Here is an 18,504-nt window from a genome sequence, read left to right as displayed (position 1 = left end):
ATCGACAGGAAGGGCCTGCAGAAGCCGTTCGCCTCGATCGACTTCGACTTCCGCCTCAACGGCGAAACCGCGGCCGCGCCGACGACCGAAGTCGAACGCAAACGCGCCAGCGCCTGAAGCGGGCGGGCGAAGCGCAACCGGGTGGTTCGTCAGAGCCCCCGGTTTTTTGCCGTCGCCAACCCGGCTGGCCGGATCGGCTTATCCGAACCGGCCGGCACGGCACCCGCGCGGGTCCTTTTCCCGAACACCTAGTGGTACAGCATGCGAAACAATCTGCCGATCACCGATCACGAAGTGGCGCTCGATCCCCGCTGCCCGATCGTGACGAAAACCGATCTACAGGGAAAAATCCTGTACGCCAACCCGGAGTTCATGCGCATCAGCGGCTTCGCCGAGGAGGAGCTGCTGGGCCAGGACCACAATATCGTCCGGCACCCCGCCATGCCGGTGCAGGCGTTCGCCGATCTGTGGGCAACCATCCGGCGCGGCCAGACCTGGCAGGGCCTGGTGAAGAACCGCCGCAAGGACGGCGGCTTTTATTGGGTCAAGGCCCACGTCTCGCCGCTGCACGAGCAGGGGCGGCATGTCGGCTACATGTCGGTGCGCACGGCGCCGAGCGCGCTGGAAAAGCAGCAGGCCGAGCAGTTGTACCGCGCGCTCGAACGCGGAGCGGCGGCGTTTCCGGCCACGCCGCCGCTGCAGGCCCGCGCGCTGTTGTTCTGGCTGGCGGCGGCGCTGCTGGTGATGATGGCTGGCGTGCTGGGCGGCCTGTGGCTCGATCGTTCTCTGGCGCTGGCGCTCAATCTGGCGAGCATCACGCTGGCGGGCGGACTGCTGTTCTACGCGCTGCGGCAAGCCCGGCGCTCCGGCCGTCTCGTGCTGGCGGCCCTGGCCCAGTGGAGGGAGGGGCGCCTCGATCAGGCCATCGTCCCGAGCGGCCCGCGCGAGTTCCAGTACATGCTCGCCGCGCTCGAGTCCACCCGGCTCCATCTGCAGGCGGTGGTGTCGGACGTGGTGGCGGTCAACCATCGCATCGACCGCACCTCGACCCATATCGAAACGGAAGCCCAGCAGCTCTACCAGCAGAACACCCAGATCGCGCAAGGGGCGGCGCAGATCGCCGCCGCCATGGAGCAGTTGGCGGTGTCGATCCAAGAAATTTCCGCCATGACGCAAGAGGGCTCGGCGCACGCCAAGCGCAGCAGGGCGCTGGTGGCGGCGGGCAACCGTTTCATCGACGAATCGAAGTCGGCGATGGACGAGGCCGCCGGTGGCGCCTCAACGACCAATGCCGCGGTGCAGGAGCTGGAGGGCATTTCGGAGGACATCGGCTCGATCACCGACATCATCCAGAGCATCGCCCAGCAGACCAATCTGCTCGCCCTCAACGCCGCCATCGAGGCCGCGCGCGCCGGCGAGCAGGGGCGCGGCTTTGCCGTGGTGGCCGACGAGGTGAGACAGTTGGCCGAAAACACCGCCGACAACACCGTCAACATCCGCGCCTCCATCGCACTCCTGAAAGAGAAAATCGCGCACATCATCGACGGCCGTCAGGCCGTCGGCGCCTGCATCAAGCGGGTGCAGCACAACATCCAGCAAACCGTCGACAGCCTGCAGCAGATCGATCAGGCCAGTGCCGGGCTGGAAACGGTCACCGCGGCCATCGCCAACTCGCTGCAACAGCAATCCAGCGCCTCGGCGGAGGTCGCGCAGAGCATGGAAAGCCTGGGCGCCGCCTCCGAGCAAAGCACGGTGAACATCGTCAAGAACCGCGAGATCGCCGCCGCCTTGCACGGCTTGTCCCGGGCGCTGACGAAATTGCTGGCCGACTTCGAGAAGAACCGATGAGTGCCGCCGCCATGCCTTCGTCCAGGCCAGAAACAGCGGCGCCGGGGCGAGTTGAGCCGGGCGACGCCATGAATCGTGCCGCCGTTGGTGATGTGGGAGGCGAAATGGCCGACAGCGCGCCGGGGCGGTCCGGGCCGGCGCGTCCGGACGCGCCCCGCGTTTTCCCTGAGCCGCCCGCCATGCACGATACCGATACGCCGTTCGAACGCGGCCTGGCGGTGATACAAGCCTTCGACCCGTGCGGCACGCCCTTGTCGGTGAGCGAGATCGGCCAGAAGACCGGCATACCGCGCGCGTCGGTCGCCCGCTGCCTGTATACCCTGCAGCAGCTCGGTTTCGTGCGCCCGAGCGCAGACAAGCGCTTCGCGCTGACGCCGAAAATCCTGACGCTGGGTTTCGATGCGTTTGCGTCCGTCCCGTTGCCGCGTGCCGCGCAGGCGGTGCTCAATCATCTCGCCGAGCTGACCGGCGAGAGCTGCATGCTGCTGGTGCCCGACCGGGGCGAGATGCTGTGTCTGGCCGAGGCCCCAGGCCATTTCTTCCACCACAGCCGCTTCGCCACGGGGGCGCGGGTGCCGATGACGTGCACCGCGTCGGGGCGGGTCATCCTGAGCGAGCTGGAGCCGGCGGCGCGCGACGCCCTGCTCGACGCCCCGCGACCACGCCACACCCCGCATACCGTGGTCGAGCGCCAGGCCCTGCAGCGGCTGCTGCCGGCGATTCGCAGCCAAGGCTATGCCTGGTGCGACCAGGAGTTCGAGCTGGGCCTGTGTACCTTGTCGGTGCCGATCCGCGATGACCTCGACGCCGCCCGGGCCACGCTCTGCCTGCACGTGCCGGCCTGCCGGGGGGCGGGGCACGAGCTGCCGCAGCGCTACCTGGAGCCGCTGCGCGAGGCGGCGTGGGAGCTGTCGCTGCTGCTGAAATAGGCCGGGGCTGGTCGACTAAAATTCGGAAATCATCTTCAAGATGTCACAGGCATGCTACTTGTTTGAGGCAGCAATCTGGCGTCTAATCAGGTGACTCTCCCTCTTTTTCGTTGGCTGGCTTATCAATGCCATATGAACCTCGATTAAGTTCAGCCCGGACTATCTCCCACCCGCTTTCGATCCTGGCCATCGTGGGGCTCATGGTCGCGTTGCTCTGGTTTGTTCTCATCGCGGAACAAGACCGTAATCACGCCGATGTCGAGCGTCATGCCAAGACCGAGTCCGCCAATCTTGTCCGGGCCTTCGGGGAACACGTCGTTCGCACCTTCAACGAGGTCGACGAAGCGCTGCTGATCCTGCGCCAGTCATGGCTTGATGACCGATCCGATTTCGACCGGAAAGTCCAGTTGCTCCAGTCCACCTACCCCAAGTCACTGCTGGTCCAGGTCGCGGTTATCGGCCCGGACGGAAAGCTCGCGTATTCCAATCTGGACCCGCACGCGAAACCGGTCGATCTGAGTGACCGTGAGCATTTCCGGGTGCATCGTGACAGCAGCCAGGACCGGCTTTATATCAGCAAACCCGTCAAGGGGCGCATCTCCAGCCGCTACAGCATACAGGTAACCCGCCCCATCCTGGAGGAGCATGGCCACTTCGAGGGGGTGCTGGTCATCTCTCTCAGCCCCGACTACTTCGGGCAATTTTTTGCATCGATCGACCTCGGCCCACGTGGCTCTATCGGGCTGGTCGGAACGGACGGCATTTTCCGCGCGCGCGGAAGCAATCGGAAACTGGATAACCAGGCTGTCGGCACGGCGGTGCCTCCCGATCGTCCGTTTTTGCGCCCAAGTGCTCCTGCGCAAGGGAGCTTCGAAGCACTGAGTTCGATCGATGGGGTCGACCGGCTGGTGACGTATCGACGCCTGGATGACTATCCGATGGTCGTATCGATAACCCAGCCCGTCGAGGACATTTTCGCCGCGCATGAACAGCGCTGGTTCCGCTACCGCCTGCTCGCCGCTGTCATCTCGCTGTCCATGGTCCTGGGCGGTGTGCTGCTGGCCCGTGCGCTTTACATTCAACGTCAATTCCGCAGCCGATTGCTGTTCGTCAACGACAGCCTGCGTATTCTGAACGATATCGCCACCCAGTCGGGCGATACCCTGCAAGAGCAACTGCAGAAAGCCCTGGCACTTGGGTGCCGTCACCTTGGGGTTGAATTTGGCATCGTCAGCCATGTGCACGGAGGCCGCTACCGTGTCGAAAGCTGCTGTACGCCGCCGTCTGCCAACCTGAAGGCCGGCGATGAATACGAGCTCTCGCAGACCTACTGTTCGATCACGCTTAATCGCGCGGATGTGGTGGCGATCCACCATATGAGCGATTCCGAGTATGCGGGCCACCCCTGTTTCGATGCCTTCAAACGGGAGTGTTATATCGGCACCCCGACGTGGGTCGGCGGCGAACTCTATGGCACCGTCAATTTTTCCTCTACGAAACCCTATAGCCGAACGTTTGATCGCAGCGATATCGAATTCCTGCGCTTGTTGGGGCGCTGGGTCGGCATCGCCATTGCCGAGGACAGATCGATCAGCACGCTAAGATCCATCGCGACAACGGACGAACTGACGGGAGTGATGCGCCGTGGCCACTTTACGGAGATTGCCGAGAAAGAATTCGGTCGGACGAAGCGCTATGGCGGCCGACTGTCGATGTTCCTGATCGACCTCGACTACTTTAAACGCATCAATGACAGCTTCGGCCACTATGGTGGTGATGAAACCCTGAAGCGCGTTGCCATTGTTTTTCAGCAGGTGCTCAGGAGCAGCGACATTCTCGGCCGCCTTGGCGGGGAGGAGTTCGCCGTTCTGTTGCCCAACACCCCGGAGTCCGAAGCGAAAGAGGTGGCCGAGCGCCTGCGCCATGAAGTCGAAGAGAGCACGATTCAAGCGCTGAGCGGAGAAATTCGCGTGACCATCAGTATCGGTGTTGCAGAACTTGCCGCCGAGGACGACTTCACGGCCATCTACAATCGCTGCGATGCCGCACTTTATGAGGCGAAGCGGCGGGGCAGAAACTGCGTCGTGGCAAAAGGCGTATGTCCGTAAGAGGGGGGCATTGGCAGCCCCGGCGGCCGGCCTGGAGAACCTGTCGGAGGAAGACGGCAACGTGGCAGGCTGATCTGTCGTCGCGCCGGGAGGGGCGGCGGAAAGTGTAGACGCGAACTGTCGCTCTGCGTCGTCACGGCGTTGTGCAGGCCAAGCGAGGACGGGGAGCGGTATGGGGCGATGCGGAGCTTGAATGCCGACACGGCGCCTACCACAAGGCAGAAAAGCAAAAGGCCAACTCGTTTGAGTTGGCCTAAGGCTTTAATTGGTGGTGGCGAATCAGGGACTCGAACCCCGGACCTGCGGATTATGATTCCGTCGCTCTAACCGACTGAGCTAATTCGCCACGCTGCTTCGTTGCTTGTTGCGTCGAAGTGGGGCGAACTATACCGGGGCTGTTTGGGGCTGTCAACAGCTGGGGCGTATTTTTTGCCGAAACGCTTAGAACCTGTCTCCGATCTTGCTGCGCGGTCCCCGATCGGGGCTCATGTGCACTGCGTGCCAATCTTCGATTGGCTCAGCGATCCGGAATCCTCATGGACCACGTGTCCGTTCCGGTCCCTGTGCTGCTCTTCACCCCGCAGAGGCCTCTCGCGACAGATCGGAGGCGGGTTCTTACAGGGCGTGGCAGCGGTCGCCCTCGGTGAGGCCGATCCAGTCGATGCTCACTCCCTTGCCGAAGCCGATCACCTTGAACAGTTCGCCCATCTCGTTGGGCGACAGCAGCTTCTGTACCGCCGCAACGCGCGGGGCGTAGCGGGCGACGTCGTCCGGGTCGAGCTGTTGCAGCAGCGCGGTGATGCCGGCGTTGACCAGAAACTGCGCCTGCGTGGTGTAGCCGATCAGGTCGAGCCCGGCGTCGGTGCCGGCCAGCGCCACGGCGGTGAAGTCGACATGGCTGGTGAGATCCATCAGGCCGGGCAGGTAGAACGGGTCGTCCACGGTGTGGTGGCGGTAGTGGCCGATCAGCGTGCCCATGTGGCGCTGCGGGTGGTAGTACTCGCGTTCGGGGAAGCCATAGTCGATCAGCAGGATGGCGCCGCGCACCAGGCGTGCCGCCAGGGTGGCGATGAAGGCGCGGTTGGCCAGGCTGACTTCCGACAGGTAGCCGGCCGCCTCGGGGGGTAGCGCGGCGGCCACGGCGGCGAGGCGGGGATCGGCGATGGGGCGGTCTTCCCAGGCGAAGGCGCCGTTGCGCACGGTGACGCCGCGCTGTTGCGGCGCCGGGGTCCAGTGCAGCAGCTCGCAGGGCATGGCGTCGAGCACTTCGTTGCCGATGATGACGCCGTCGAACTGTTCCGGCAGCTCGCTCAGCCATTCGACGCGCCCGGCGAGGTGCGGCAGGGCTTCGGCCAACGTTTGCCGCTGGCGCTCGACCAGGTCGGCGGAGAGGTCGAAGATGGCGTAACGGGCGGGCAGTTGGCCGAGCGCTTCCAGCTCGGTGAGAATGTCGACGGCGAGACGGCCGGTGCCGGCGCCGAATTCGTAGAGCGTGCCGCCGGTCTGCGGCAGCAGCTCGGCCAGCTGGCGCGCCAGGGTGCGGCCGAAGTAGGGCGATAGCTCGGGGGCGGTGACGAAGTCGCCGGCGGCGCCGAACTTGCGGCTGCCGGCGCTGTAGTAGCCGAGGCCGGGGGCGTACAGCGCCAGTTCCATGTAGCGCGAGAACGGAATCCAGCCGTCGTGGGCGGCGATCTCGGCGGCGATGTGGCGGGAGAGCTCTTGGCTGACGGCCAGGGCGGCGGCGTCGGGGGCGGGTAACTGGGTCATGGCGTGGCTTGCGGTAGAATTGGGCGAATTGTCGGCCAATTCCGCCGTGCCGGAAAGGGGTGGGATGGGCGGCGACGCGACAGACAAGGGGAGAGGGGCGATGGGCGAGGGCAAGGTGGTGCTGATTACCGGCGGCGCGCGCCGGGTGGGAGCGGGCATCGCCCGTCATCTGCACGCGGGGGGCTCGCGGCTGGTGTTGCATTACCGCGGTTCGCGCGCTGAGGCAGAAAGCCTGGCCCTGGAGCTGAACGCGGTGCGGCGCGGTTCGGTGGTGCTGGTGCAGGCCGACCTGCACGACATCGCCGGGCTGCCGCGCCTGGTGGAGACCGCGCTCGAGGCGTTCGGCCGGCTCGATGGGCTGGTCAACAACGCCTCCAGCTTCTTCCCCTCCGGCATCGGCCATATCGACGAGGCGGTGTGGTACGACCTGATGGGCAGCAACCTGAAGGCGCCGCTGTTTCTGGCGCAGGCCGCCGCGCCGTATCTGAGAGCGAGCGGCGGCGCCATCGTCGGCATCGTCGACATCCACGCCGAGCGGCCGATGAAGTCGCACGTGGTGTACAACCTGGCCAAGGCCGGCCATGCCCAGCTGATCCGCAGCCTGGCGATCGAGCTGGCGCCCGAGGTGCGCGTCAACGGCGTGGCGCCGGGCAGCAACCTCTGGCCGGAGGGCGAATCGTTCTTCGACGAGGAGCACAAGCGCCGCATCGAGGCGAGCATTCCGCTGGCGCGCATCGGCACGCCGGAGGACATCGCGCGCGCGGTGAAATTCCTGCTGTTCGACGCCGCTTACGTCACCGGGCAGGTGCTGGCGGTGGATGGTGGCAGGAGCGTGGTGTTGTAGTGTCGGCCATGACAGGCGCCCCCGATTCGCGCTAAAATCGCCTGTTTTTCAATTTCTTAGCTGTTCCTTCCATGTCCGATATCCAAACCCTCGACGCCAAGGCGCAGAAGGCGCTGTTCGAGGCCAACAAGCTGGCCAAGCGGCTGCGCCACCACGTCGGCGACGCCATCAACGATTTCAACATGATCGAGCAGGGCGACCGCGTCATGGTCTGCCTGTCCGGCGGCAAGGACAGCTTCGCCCTGCTCGACATCCTGCTCGGGCTGCAGAAGTCGGCGCCGATCGATTTCTCCATCGTCGCGGTCAACCTCGACCAGAAGCAGCCGGGCTTTCCCGAGCACGTGCTGCCGGAGTACCTGACGTCGATCGGCGTCGAGTACCGCATCGTCGAGGAAGACACCTACTCCATCGTCAAGCGCGTGATCCCCGAGGGCAAGACCACCTGCAGCCTGTGCTCGCGCCTGCGCCGCGGCATTCTGTACCGCGTGGCCGACGAGCTGGGGGCGACCAAGATTGCGCTCGGCCACCATCGCGACGACATGCTGCATACCTTGTTCCTCAACATGTTCTACGGCGGTAAGCTGAAGTCGATGCCGCCCAAGCTGGTGAGCGACGACGGCCGCCACATGGTGATCCGCCCGCTGGCGTACTGCCGCGAGAAGGACCTGGAGCGCTACGCCAGGCTGCGCGAGTTCCCGATCATCCCGTGCAACCTGTGCGGCTCGCAGCCCAACCTGCAACGCCAGGTGGTGAAGGAGATGGTCAACGACTGGGACAAGCGCTTCCCGGGCCGCCTGGAGAGCATGTTCCGCGCGCTGCAGAACGTGGTGCCGTCGCACCTGGCCGACACCGGCCTGTTCGACTTCGCCGGGCTCAAGACCGGGGACGCGCCGTTCGCCGACGGCGACACCGCCTTCGACAAGGAAGAATTCCGCGATCCGCCGCTGCCGGGCGACGACGAGTTGGCCGAAGCGCCGCGTCGCACCATCAGCATCCTCGATTCCCGTCCGAAGGAGACCTCCTGTGGCGGGTAGAGCGCGTCATCCGTTCCGCCGCCGCGTGCGCGACGGCGTGGACGCCATGCCGGAGGTGGAAATCTCCGAGGTGGACGGCATCCGTTCGCTGCACCTGGGCTCGGAGACGGTGCAAAGCTCGATGGACGTGGACGACCCGGTGCGGCTGGTGCTGTCGTACAGCCGCGCCATGATGGGCTTTCTGCTGTTCAATCCGGAGCCGCGCCACATCCTGCAGATCGGCCTGGGCGGCGGCTCGTTCGCGCGCTACATCGACTTCTACCTGCGCGACGCCAAGAGCGTGGCGGTGGACATCAACCCGCAGGTGATCAACGTGGCGCGCGCCTTCTTCGAGCTGCCGGAAGAGGGCGAGCGCTTCGAGATCGTCGAGGCCGACGGCGCCGACTACGTCAAGATCTTCCGCGGCTCGACCGACGCCATCCTGGTGGACGGCTTCGACGGGCTGCAGATCGTCGACGCGCTGACCACCGAGGCGTTCTTCGAGGACTGCAAGCGCGCGCTGGCGCCGGACGGCGTGTTCGTCGCCAACTGGTGGAGCGGCGACAAGCGCTACCACCAGTTCGTGGAGCGTCTGCTCGGGGTGTTCGAGGGGCGGGTGCTGGAGCTGCCGTCGGCCAGCCACGGCAATGTGGCGGTGATGGCCTTCGCCGGTTCGCCGGCGCTGACGCGTTTCGAGGGCCTGAAAAAACGCGCCGAGGAACTGGAGGCGCGCTTCGGGCTCGAATTTCCGGAGTTTGTCAGCCGGCTCAAGTCGACCAATCAGCACAGCGACAACCGCCTGCTGATTTAATAGAGGCTGGCGTATAATGACGCCGGTGTGGCGGAGCGGCGCTGGCCGGCCTGTCACACCACCGGATCGATGTGGGCGGCCCTGGCCGCCCTTTGCCTTTTCCAGAAAGACCAGAACACCATGCAAGCTGCCCATCAGGCCCCGATCACCGACCGCAAGATCCGCTTCGCGCTGGTCGGTTGCGGCCGCATCGCCCAGAACCACTTTGCCGCGCTGGAGAAGCACGCCGAGCGCGCCGAATTGACCGACGTGTGCGACATCGACCCGGCGGCGCTGGCCGCCGCGGTGGCGCGCACCGGCGCGCGCGGCCACGCCAGCCTGGCCGCGCTGCTGGCCGAGACCCGGGCCGACATCGTGATCCTGACCAGCCCGTCCGGGCTGCATCCGGCACAGAGCATCGAGTGCTCCGAGGCCGGCTTCCACGTCATGACCGAGAAGCCGATGGCGACGCGCTGGGAGGACGGCCTGGCCATGGTGAAGGCCGCCGACCGCGCCGGACGCCGCCTGTTCGTGGTCAAGCAGAACCGCCGCAACGCCACGCTGCAGCTGTTGAAGCGCGCCATGGAAGAGAAGCGCTTCGGCCGCCTCTACATGGTCAACGTCAACGTGTTCTGGACCCGGCCGCAGGAGTACTACGACTCGGCCGCCTGGCGCGGCACCTGGGAGTTCGACGGCGGCGCCTTCATGAACCAGGCCAGCCACTACGTCGACCTGCTGGACTGGCTGATCGGCCCGGTGGAGAGCGTGCAGGCCTACACCGCGACGCTGGCGCGCAACATCGAGGTGGAGGACACCGGCACCGTCAGCGTCAAGTGGCGTTCGGGCGCGCTGGGCAGCATGAACGTGACGATGCTGACCTACCCCAAGAACCTGGAAGGCTCGATCACCATCATCGGCGAGAAGGGCACGGTGCGCGTCGGCGGCGTGGCGGTGAACGAGGTGCAGCACTGGGAGTTTGCCGAGCCGCATCCGATGGACGACGAGATCCAGAGCGCCAGCTACGCCACCACCAGCGTGTACGGCTTCGGCCACCCGCTCTACTACGACAACGTGATCAACGTGATGCAGGGCAAGGCCGATCCGGAGACCGACGGGCGCGAGGGCCTGAAGTCGCTGGAATTGCTGATCGCGATGTATCTGTCGGCGCGCGACGGCCGCCGCGTCAGCCTGCCGCTCGACTACTGATTCCCGTGGCCCGCCGCCGGCGGGCCGTTCCCGTTTTCACCGTGTTACCCGAAGCAACATCATGGCGGACGAAAAGAAAGAACCCTGGCTCAATTATCTGGCGCTGACCACCGTCATCCTGGCGGTGTGCGCCACGCTGTCCACCTTCAAGGGCGGCAGTTTCTCCACGCGCAGCGTCATCACCCAGGCTCAGGCCTCGGACCAGTGGGCCTATTACCAGGCCAAAAGCATCAAGAGCAACCTCTACGAGATGGAGCGCGACCGCCTGCAGCTGGCGCTGGACAACCTGCCGCCGCAGGTCGAGCCGACGGTGCGCGAGCGCTACGCCAAAACGCTGCAGCAGGCCGCCGAGCGCGCCGCGCGCTACAACCAGGAGCGCAAGGACATCGAGCAGAAGGCGCGTACCCTGGAGGCCGAGCGCGACAGCGCGCAGCGCCAGGGCAAACCGTTCGGCATGGCGGTGATCTTCCTGCAGGTGGCGATCCTGATCTCCTCGATCGCCGGCCTGTTCAAGAAAAAGGCCGTCTGGCTCGCCGCGCTGCCGGTGGCCCTGCTCGGCCTGGTGTTTTTCGTCGACGGTTTTTTCCTGTTTTTCTGATTGCGTGAGGGCACCCGCATGACCTATCTCGTTCACCCCACTTCCATCGTCGACGACGGCGCCACCATCGGCGCCGGCACCCGCATCTGGCACTGGGCGCACATCTGCGCCGGCGCGGTGATCGGCGAGCGCTGTTCGTTCGGCCAGAACGTGTTCGTCGGCAACGACGTCATCATCGGCGACAACGTCAAGGTGCAGAACAACGTGTCGATCTACGACGCGGTGACGCTGGAGGACGACGTGTTCTGCGGCCCCTCCATGGTGTTCACCAACGTCAACAACCCGCGAAGCCACGTCAGCCGCAAGCACGAGTACCGCCGCACCCTGGTGAAGAAGGGTGCCACCATCGGCGCCAACGCCACCGTCGTGTGCGGCCACACCATCGGCGAGTACGCCTTCATCGGCGCCGGCGCGGTGGTGACGCACGACGTGCCGGCCTACGCGCTGATGGTCGGCGCCCCGGCCTACCGCATGGGCTGGATGTGCGCCTGCGGTGAGCGCCTGTCGGACATGATCGGCGAGCACGCCTGCCCGGGCTGCGGCACCAACTACGACATCGGCGGCAATCACTGCACGCCGTTCTGATCCCCAGCAAGGCTTCGGCCAACGTTGGCCGAAGCCTGAGGAACGATTCCGATGAGCATTCCGTTCATTGACCTGAAAGCGCAGTACCAGCACCTCAAGGCCGACATCGACGCGCGTATCCACGCCGTGCTCGACCACGGCCAGTACATCATGGGGCCGGAAGTGGCCGAGCTGGAGCGCGAGCTCGCCGCCTACGTCGGCGTCAAGCATTGCGTCGGCGTGGCCGACGGCACCACCGCGCTGTTGATCGCGTTGATGGCGCTGGGCATCCAGGCCGGCGACGAGGTGATCACCACGCCGTTCACCTTCATCGCCACCGGCGAGATGATTGCGCTGCTCGGCGCCACGCCGGTGTTCGTCGACATCGACCCGGACAGCTACAACCTCGACCCGGCCAGGATCGAGGCGGCGATCACGCCGAAGACGCGTGCCATCATGCCGGTGAGCCTCTATGGCCAGTGCGCCGACTTCGACGCCATCAACGCCATCGCCGCCAAGTACCATCTGCCGGTGATCGAGGACGGCGCGCAGAGCTTCGGCGCCACCTACAAGGGCAGGAAGTCCGGCGCGCTGTCGACCATCGGCTGCACCAGCTTCTTCCCGAGCAAGCCCTTGGGCTGCTACGGCGACGGCGGCGCCTGCTTCACCGACGACGACGCGCTGGCCAAGGCGATGCGCGAAATCCGCGTGCACGGCCAGGATCGCCGCTACCACCACTCGGTGATCGGCCTTAACGGCCGCCTCGACACGCTCCAGGCCGCGGTGCTGCTGGCCAAGCTGCCGAGCTTCCCGGCCGAAGTCGCGGCCCGCGAGCGCATCGGCGCGCGCTATTCCGAACTGCTCAAGGACGTCGCACGCGTGCCCAGGTTGGCCGACGGCTGTTCCAGCGTGCATGCCCAGTACACCATCGAGGTGGACCGGCGCGACGCGGTGGCGGCCACGCTCAAGGAGTTGGGCGTGCCCACCGCGGTGCATTACCCGATCCCGCTGCACCTGCAGCCGGCCTTCGCCGCGCTCGGCCAGAGCGTGGGTAGCTTCCCCGTGGCCGAAGCCGCCGGGCAGCGCGTTATGAGCCTGCCGATGCACCCCTTCCTCGACGACGCCACGCAGGATGCCATCGTCGCCGCCGTGAAGAAGGCGCTGGCTTGAGCGCTGCCGAGCGATGCTGAAAGGCGCCGTACAACGGCTGGTGGCCGGCGGCTTCGCCCGCAACGTGGCGACGCTGACCGGCGGCGCGGCGCTGGCGCAGCTGTTGCCGCTGGTGTTCGCGCCGCTGTTGACGCGGCTCTACAGTCCGGACGATTTCGGCCTGCTGGCGGTGTTTTCCGCCTGGCTCTCCAATCTGGCGGTGATCGCCACCGCGCGCTACGACATGGCCATCGTGCTGCCCAAGGACGAGCGCGACGCCGAGCGCCTGATGACGCTGGCGCTGGCGATCAACCTGGCGCTGCTGCTGGTGCTCACCGCGCTGCTGCTGCCGGCGCACGGCTGGATCGCCGCCACGCTCGGCGCGCCGGCGCTGGCGCCGTGGCTCCTGCTGTTGCCGGGCGGGGTGTGGCTGGCCGGCAGCCTGCAGGCCTGGACCAGCTGGAACAACCGCCAGCGCCGCTACCCGGCCAACGCCCAGGGCCGGGTGATGCAATCGCTCGGGGTGACCCTGGCGCAGCTGGGCGCCGGTTGGGCCGGGCTGGGCTTTGCCGGCCTTATCGCCGGCTCGCTGGCGGGGCAGGCGCTGGCGCTGCTGGCGCAGGCGCGCGCCGATCTCGCCACGCGCCTGACCTGGCTGCGCGGCCACCGCCGCGCCGAGCTCGCCGCGCTGGCGCGGCGCTACGCCGAGTTTCCCAAGATCAACACCCCGCACGCCTTCGTGGTGGCGTTCCAGGATTCGCTGATGCTGGCCTTGCTGACCTCGCTCGCCGGGCACGCCGTGGTCGGCCAGTACGCGCTGGTGCTGCGCGTGCTGAAGCTGCCGGCGGCGTTGCTGGGGCAGGCGGTGTCGCAGGTGATCTTCCGCGACCTGGCCGAGGCGCACGCTCACGGCCGCGCCATGACGCCGCTGCTGGCGCGCGCGCTGGCGGTGCTGGCCGGCGCCGCGCTGCTGCCGTTCGGGCTGTTGCTGGTGGCGGCCGAGCCGCTGTTCGGCTGGGTGTTCGGCGCCGGCTGGCGCGAGGCCGGGGTGATCGCGGCGACGCTGGTGCCGTACCTCGCGGCGGCCTTCGTCGCCGGGCCGTGCTTCATGGTGCCGATGGTGATCGGACGCCAGCGTGCCTCCTTCCTGTTCGTGCTGATCGGCGTGGTGGTCAACATGGCGGCGTTCGCCGCGGTGTTCGTCGTCAGCCGCGACGCCCTGCTGGCGTTCAAGGTGATGTCCGGGGTGATGTCGCTGTATTTCGCGGCCTACGTGGCGTGGATCTTCCGCCTGTTGCGCCGCCTGGAGACTCATGGTGCTTGAACGATTGCTGCTGCGCCTGTACCGGCTGTGGCCGCTGCTGCGCGGCGCGCGCCTCGCGCCCGGGGCGCGCGTGCACCCGAGCGCGCGGGTGACGCGCTGGAACGCGCTGTCGCTGGGCAAGAACGCGCTGCTGTACTGGCGCGGCGACGCCTTGATCGGCCTGCACGGCCGGCTCACGCTGGGCGCCGACAGCCACCTCGCGCCGTACTTCTACCTGCTGATCGGCGACCATCACCTGTATTTCGGCCACAACGTTGCGGTGGGGCCGCGCAGCCTGTTCTTCTGCCACTCCAACGGCATTCCGGCCGACGTGCCGGTGACGCCGTTCACCGAGTGCCACGTCGACGGCGACATCCGCGTCGGCGACAACGTGTTCATCGGCGCCGGCTGCATCGTGCTGCCCGGCTGCGAGATCGGCGACAACGTGGTGCTGGCGGCGGGCTCGGTGGCCAAGGGCCGGCTCGAGTCGGGCTGGCTCTACGCCGGGGCGCCGGCGAAACAGGTGCGCCGGCTGTGCTGACCGCCAACTCGCTGACGCTCCCCATGCTGCTGGCCGCGCTGCCGCGCCTGGTGGCCGGCCGCACCGCGCTGCGCCGCCGCCTGCGCGACGAACTGGCGCGCTTGTTCGGCGTCGACGCGCGGCGCATCGTGCTGACCGACACCGGCCGTGCCGCGCTGGCGCTGCTGCTGCGCGCGCACGGCGTCGGTGCCGGCGACGAGGTGATCGTGCCGGCCTACACCTGCGTGGTGGTGCCGAACCAGATCCCGGCGCTGGGCGCCACGGTACGCTGGCTCGACGTCTCGGCCGCCACGCTGGGTTTCGACTGGAGCCGGCTCGACGCCGCCATCGGCCCGGCCACGCGCGCGGTGATCGTGCCGCACAACTTCGGCCCGGCCTGCCGCGTGCCGGACGCGCTGCGCCTGCGCCACCCGCGAGTGGTCTTCCTCGACGACGCCGCGCACGGCTTCGCCTCGCAGTGCGACGGGCAATGGCTGGGGACGTACCACGACGGCGCCTTCTTTAGCTTCGAATACTCCAAGAACCTGAGCGGCGGCATCGGCGGCTTCGCCTTGCTGCCGGAGGGCCTGGCGGCGGAAGAACCGCCGGCCGAGCTCGGCGCGCTGGATCAGCTGCGCCTGCTGGCCACCTTGACCGGCCATCTGCTGGCGGCGCGCTGCGCGCTGGCCGGGCGCGTCTGGCTGGCCCTGGCGCGCCGTGTGGGGCTCATCTACCGCTCGTCCGACGCCGAGGTGGCCGACGGCGTGGCGCACCCGCCGCGCGCGCTGCCGGTGCTCTCGGCGGCCTTGCTGCTGCCGCAACTGGCGGCGCTGCCGGCGCTGCTGCGGCACAAGCAAAGGTTGGCCGAACGCTACCGCGCCGCGCTGTCCGCCGTGCCCGGCCTGACGCTGTGGCCGGGCGCGCCCGGCGCGCACTGGGTGCGCTACCCGTTCGCGCTGCCGCAGCCGGTGGCCGACAAGGCGGCGCTGGCGCGGCGCCTGAGCGCGGCATGCGGGCTCGCCATCGGCGTGTGGTTCGACGACGTGATCCACCCGGCGGGCTCGTTCCGCCACGGCTACCTCGCCGGCAGCGCGCCCGAGGGCGAGCGCCTCGCTGCCACGGTGCTGAACCTGCCGATGAACATCGCCATCGCCTGCGACGCCGCGCTCGACGCCCGACTCGCGCGGCTGGCGGCGGCATTGAGCGCTTACCTGAAGGAAACCGCCGCATGAAGCTGCTGCTGATCGGCTCGGCCTCGGTGCACACCTTCCGCTACCTCGCCGGCATCGCGCCGCACGTGGCCGAGGTGCACCTCGTCACTAGCGGCGAGCTGCCCGAGCACTACCGTCCGGCCAACCTGGGGCAGGTGCTTGCCGTGGATTTCAGCCTCAAGGCGCTGGCGACGGCGCGGCGCATCGCGGCGCTGATCGACGAGGTGAGGCCCGACATCGTGCACGTGCACCAGGCCAATAGCGTGGCCTGGCACGCGCGCCGCGCCCTGGCCGGCAAGGACGTGCGCTGGGTGCTGACCACCTGGGGCTCGGACGTGCTGCTGCTGCCGCAGCAGAACCGGCTGATGAAGGCGATGGTGGCGGCCAACCTGGCGGCGGCGGACGCGGTGACCTCCGATTCGCTGCATATGGCGGCGGTGATCCGCACCCTGGCGCCGGTGCGACGCCTCGACGTGCTGAACTTCGGCATGGACGCGCTGCCGGAAGCGCCCGATCTGGCCGCCAAGCCGAAGAACGTGCTGTCGTGCCGGCTGCACAAGAAGCTCTACCGCGTCGACGCCATCCTCAAGGGCTGGGCCGAGGTCGAGGCCGATCCGGCCTGGGACGACTGGACGCTGACCGTGGCCGCCAGCGGCGAACAGAGCGACTGCCTGAAAGGGTTGGCCGAAAGCCTCGGTCTGCGCCGCGTCCACTTCACCGGCTTCGTGCCGGCGCCGGTGCTGGCCGGGCTCTACCGTGCGGCGCGCGTGTTCGTCAGCGTGCCGGAGTCGGACGCCACCAGCATCAGCCTCTTGGAGGCGATGGGCCACGGCTGCCTGCCCATGCTGTCCAACCTGCCGGCCAACCTGGAATGGGTGCTCGACGGCGTCAACGGCGCCATCGTGGAAGACGTGGCACGCCTGGGCGACGCCCTCAAGGCCACGCTGCGCCGCGCCAGTGACGATGCCGCGCTGGCCGAGGCGGCCGCGCTCAACCGCCGCCTGATCGCCGCCAAGGGCCTGCACCAGGACAATATGCGCCGCTTTGCGGCGATCTATCACGATTTGCTGGAAACCCGATGAGAGTCTGCCATCTCACCAGCGCCCACCCGCGCTACGACATCCGCATCTTCGTCAAGGAGTGCGCCACGCTGGCGCGCGCCGGCCACGACGTCACGCTGATCGTGGCCGACGGCCAGGGCGAGGAAATCCGCGACGGCGTGCGCATCCACGACGTCGGCCCGAAAACCGGCGGGCGCCTGGCGCGCATGACCGGCACCGTGGAGCGCGTCTACCGCGCCGCGCTGGCGCTTAAGCCCGAGGTGGCGCACTTCCACGACCCCGAGCTGATCCCGGCCGCGCTCAAGCTGCGCCGCGCCGGCATCAAGGTGGTGTACGACGTGCACGAGGACGTGCCGCGCCAGGTGCTGGCCAAGCACTGGATTCCCGGCGCGGCGCGGCCCTTGGTGTCGAAGGGGGTGGAGCTGCTGGAACACTACGCCGCACGCCGCTTCGACGCCATCGTCGCCGCCACGCCGGTGATCCGGCGCCGTTTCGCCGCGCTCGGCGCGCGCGCCATCGACGTCTGCAACTACCCGATCCTGGCCGAGCTGGTGCGCGACACCCCATGGGAGGCGCGCCGCAACGAGGTGTGCTACCTCGGCGGCATCAGCCGCACGCGCGGCATCGCGCCGATCATCGCGGCGCTGCCGTCCACCTCCACCCGCCTCAACCTGGCCGGGCTGTGGAGCGAGACTGAACTCAAGGCCGAGTTGCAAGCCCAACCGGGCTGGGCGCGCGTCAACGATCTGGGCGTGCTCGACCGCGCCGGTGTGGCCGAGGTGCTGGCGGCGAGCAAGGTCGGCCTGGTGACGCTGCTGCCGACGCCGAGCTACGTCGAGTCGCTGCCGATCAAGCTGTTCGAGTACATGGCCGCCGGCCTGCCGGTGATCGCCAGCGATTTCCCGCTGTGGCGCGACATCGTCGACGGCGCCGGCTGCGGCCTCTTGGTCGACCCGAACGACGCCGCCGCCATCGCCAGCGCCATCAACTTGCTGCTGGCCGACGACGAGCGCGCCCACGCCATGGGCGAGGCCGGCAAGGCGGCGGTGCTGGCGCGCTACAGCTGGGCCGCCGAGGGCGACAAGCTGGTGGCGCTGTATCGCGAGCTGGCCGGGGGTGCGGCATGAAGCGCTATCGCCAGTTGCTCGACCGCCTGCACGCGCTGGCGCTGGGGCCGACCCTGCTGCTGTTCGGCCTGCCCTTGGGCAGCCTGCTCTACGGCCTGCAGCAGCATACCTTCCGCCCGCTGCTGTGGGCGGCCTACTGCCTGGCGGCGATGCTGATGCTGATCGCGCCGATGTGGCTGTTCCGCCGCAAGCTGGCGGCCTGGATGGCCGACGACTTCGCCGGCTGGCGTCTGGAGCGTGCGCGCGGCAAGTGGGCCTTCGCCATCCGTCAGGGCCTGCTTTGGCGCGGTCTGCCGCTGGCGCTGTTCAGCCTGACCATGCTGATGCTGGGCTACGCCAAGCTGCCGACCCCGGCCGACGTGCTGTTCAACCTGGTGAGCTGGGGTGTCGCCGGCGTGGTGTTCACCAGCATGGACTGGAACGCCATGGAGCGCGCCTTCCGCCGCCGCCACCCAACCGACTGAAA

The 18,504-nt window shown here is 67.7% G+C and carries 17 protein-coding genes and 1 tRNA gene; 16 read left to right on the top strand and 2 right to left on the bottom strand.

Annotated features, from left to right (window positions below; translation table 11 throughout):
- Positions 1-261: 261 nt before the first annotated feature.
- The 3 genes from AC3WG5_RS17570 to AC3WG5_RS17560 all read left to right on the top strand — a co-directional run bounded on the left by AC3WG5_RS17570 (position 262) and on the right by AC3WG5_RS17560 (position 4,885).
- Positions 262-1,848, top strand: a complete 1,587-nt coding sequence (locus AC3WG5_RS17570; RefSeq protein WP_492569908.1) for a methyl-accepting chemotaxis protein — start codon at positions 262-264, stop codon at positions 1,846-1,848.
- Between the two features lie 179 nt (positions 1,849-2,027).
- Positions 2,028-2,777, top strand: a complete 750-nt coding sequence (locus AC3WG5_RS17565) for an IclR family transcriptional regulator (RefSeq protein ID WP_492569906.1) — start codon at positions 2,028-2,030, stop codon at positions 2,775-2,777.
- Between the two features lie 200 nt (positions 2,778-2,977).
- Positions 2,978-4,885 (top strand): diguanylate cyclase, encoded by a 1,908-nt coding sequence (locus AC3WG5_RS17560; protein ID WP_492569904.1) that lies wholly within the window; start codon positions 2,978-2,980, stop codon positions 4,883-4,885.
- A gap of 269 nt (positions 4,886-5,154) precedes the next feature.
- On the opposite strand, the gene AC3WG5_RS17555 is transcribed toward AC3WG5_RS17560, so the two are convergent.
- Positions 5,155-5,231 (bottom strand) — tRNA-Met (locus tag AC3WG5_RS17555).
- Between the two features lie 269 nt (positions 5,232-5,500).
- Positions 5,501-6,652, bottom strand: coding sequence for a class I SAM-dependent methyltransferase (locus AC3WG5_RS17550; RefSeq protein WP_492569902.1), 1,152 nt, complete (start codon positions 6,650-6,652; stop codon positions 5,501-5,503).
- A 64-nt stretch (positions 6,653-6,716) separates the two neighbouring features.
- Between AC3WG5_RS17550 and AC3WG5_RS17545 the strand changes: the two genes are divergently transcribed.
- The 13 genes from AC3WG5_RS17545 to AC3WG5_RS17485 all read left to right on the top strand — a co-directional run bounded on the left by AC3WG5_RS17545 (position 6,717) and on the right by AC3WG5_RS17485 (position 18,502).
- On the top strand, positions 6,717-7,496 hold the full coding sequence (locus AC3WG5_RS17545; RefSeq protein ID WP_492569910.1) for a pteridine reductase: 780 nt from the start codon (positions 6,717-6,719) through the stop codon (positions 7,494-7,496).
- A 71-nt stretch (positions 7,497-7,567) separates the two neighbouring features.
- The gene (ttcA, locus tag AC3WG5_RS17540) at positions 7,568-8,530 is read left to right on the top strand and encodes a tRNA 2-thiocytidine(32) synthetase TtcA (RefSeq protein WP_492569900.1); all 963 of its coding nucleotides are present in this window, start codon (positions 7,568-7,570) and stop codon (positions 8,528-8,530) included.
- A 46-nt stretch (positions 8,531-8,576) separates the two neighbouring features.
- Complete coding sequence (locus tag AC3WG5_RS17535) at positions 8,577-9,320, top strand: polyamine aminopropyltransferase (RefSeq protein ID WP_482584326.1); 744 nt, start codon at positions 8,577-8,579, stop codon at positions 9,318-9,320.
- Between the two features lie 120 nt (positions 9,321-9,440).
- On the top strand, positions 9,441-10,505 hold the full coding sequence (locus tag AC3WG5_RS17530; protein ID WP_482583345.1) for a Gfo/Idh/MocA family protein: 1,065 nt from the start codon (positions 9,441-9,443) through the stop codon (positions 10,503-10,505).
- Between the two features lie 61 nt (positions 10,506-10,566).
- Positions 10,567-11,103: a DUF4337 domain-containing protein gene (locus AC3WG5_RS17525; RefSeq protein ID WP_008955704.1), complete on the top strand. Its 537-nt coding sequence runs from the start codon at positions 10,567-10,569 to the stop codon at positions 11,101-11,103.
- An 18-nt stretch (positions 11,104-11,121) separates the two neighbouring features.
- Positions 11,122-11,688, top strand: a complete 567-nt coding sequence (locus tag AC3WG5_RS17520) for an acyltransferase (protein WP_008955705.1) — start codon at positions 11,122-11,124, stop codon at positions 11,686-11,688.
- 51 nt (positions 11,689-11,739) lie between these two features.
- The gene (locus AC3WG5_RS17515) at positions 11,740-12,837 is read left to right on the top strand and encodes a DegT/DnrJ/EryC1/StrS family aminotransferase (protein ID WP_492569898.1); all 1,098 of its coding nucleotides are present in this window, start codon (positions 11,740-11,742) and stop codon (positions 12,835-12,837) included.
- A 13-nt stretch (positions 12,838-12,850) separates the two neighbouring features.
- The gene (locus AC3WG5_RS17510; protein WP_492569896.1) at positions 12,851-14,140 is read left to right on the top strand and encodes a lipopolysaccharide biosynthesis protein; all 1,290 of its coding nucleotides are present in this window, start codon (positions 12,851-12,853) and stop codon (positions 14,138-14,140) included.
- Positions 14,130-14,660, top strand: a complete 531-nt coding sequence (locus AC3WG5_RS17505) for an acyltransferase (protein WP_008955708.1) — start codon at positions 14,130-14,132, stop codon at positions 14,658-14,660. The genes AC3WG5_RS17510 and AC3WG5_RS17505 overlap by 11 nt, the downstream gene beginning before the upstream one ends.
- Entirely contained in the window at positions 14,654-15,871 is a 1,218-nt protein-coding gene (locus AC3WG5_RS17500) for a DegT/DnrJ/EryC1/StrS family aminotransferase (protein ID WP_492569894.1), read from the top strand. The genes AC3WG5_RS17505 and AC3WG5_RS17500 overlap by 7 nt, the downstream gene beginning before the upstream one ends.
- The gene (locus AC3WG5_RS17495) at positions 15,868-16,932 is read left to right on the top strand and encodes a glycosyltransferase (protein ID WP_492569892.1); all 1,065 of its coding nucleotides are present in this window, start codon (positions 15,868-15,870) and stop codon (positions 16,930-16,932) included. Before AC3WG5_RS17500 ends, AC3WG5_RS17495 begins: the two co-directional genes overlap by 4 nt.
- Complete coding sequence (locus AC3WG5_RS17490) at positions 16,929-18,038, top strand: glycosyltransferase family 4 protein (protein WP_492569890.1); 1,110 nt, start codon at positions 16,929-16,931, stop codon at positions 18,036-18,038. The genes AC3WG5_RS17495 and AC3WG5_RS17490 overlap by 4 nt, the downstream gene beginning before the upstream one ends.
- Positions 18,035-18,502 carry a hypothetical protein gene (locus tag AC3WG5_RS17485; RefSeq protein WP_492569888.1) on the top strand — a complete coding sequence of 156 codons (468 nt, stop codon included), beginning with the start codon at positions 18,035-18,037 and terminating at the stop codon, positions 18,500-18,502. The genes AC3WG5_RS17490 and AC3WG5_RS17485 overlap by 4 nt, the downstream gene beginning before the upstream one ends.
- Positions 18,503-18,504 lie beyond the last annotated feature (2 nt).

This window comes from Pseudogulbenkiania sp. FW507-F1, from assembly GCF_058781125.1.
The sequence above is the reverse complement of the archived record's forward strand: the minus strand, read 5'-3'. Positions and strand labels throughout refer to the sequence as shown.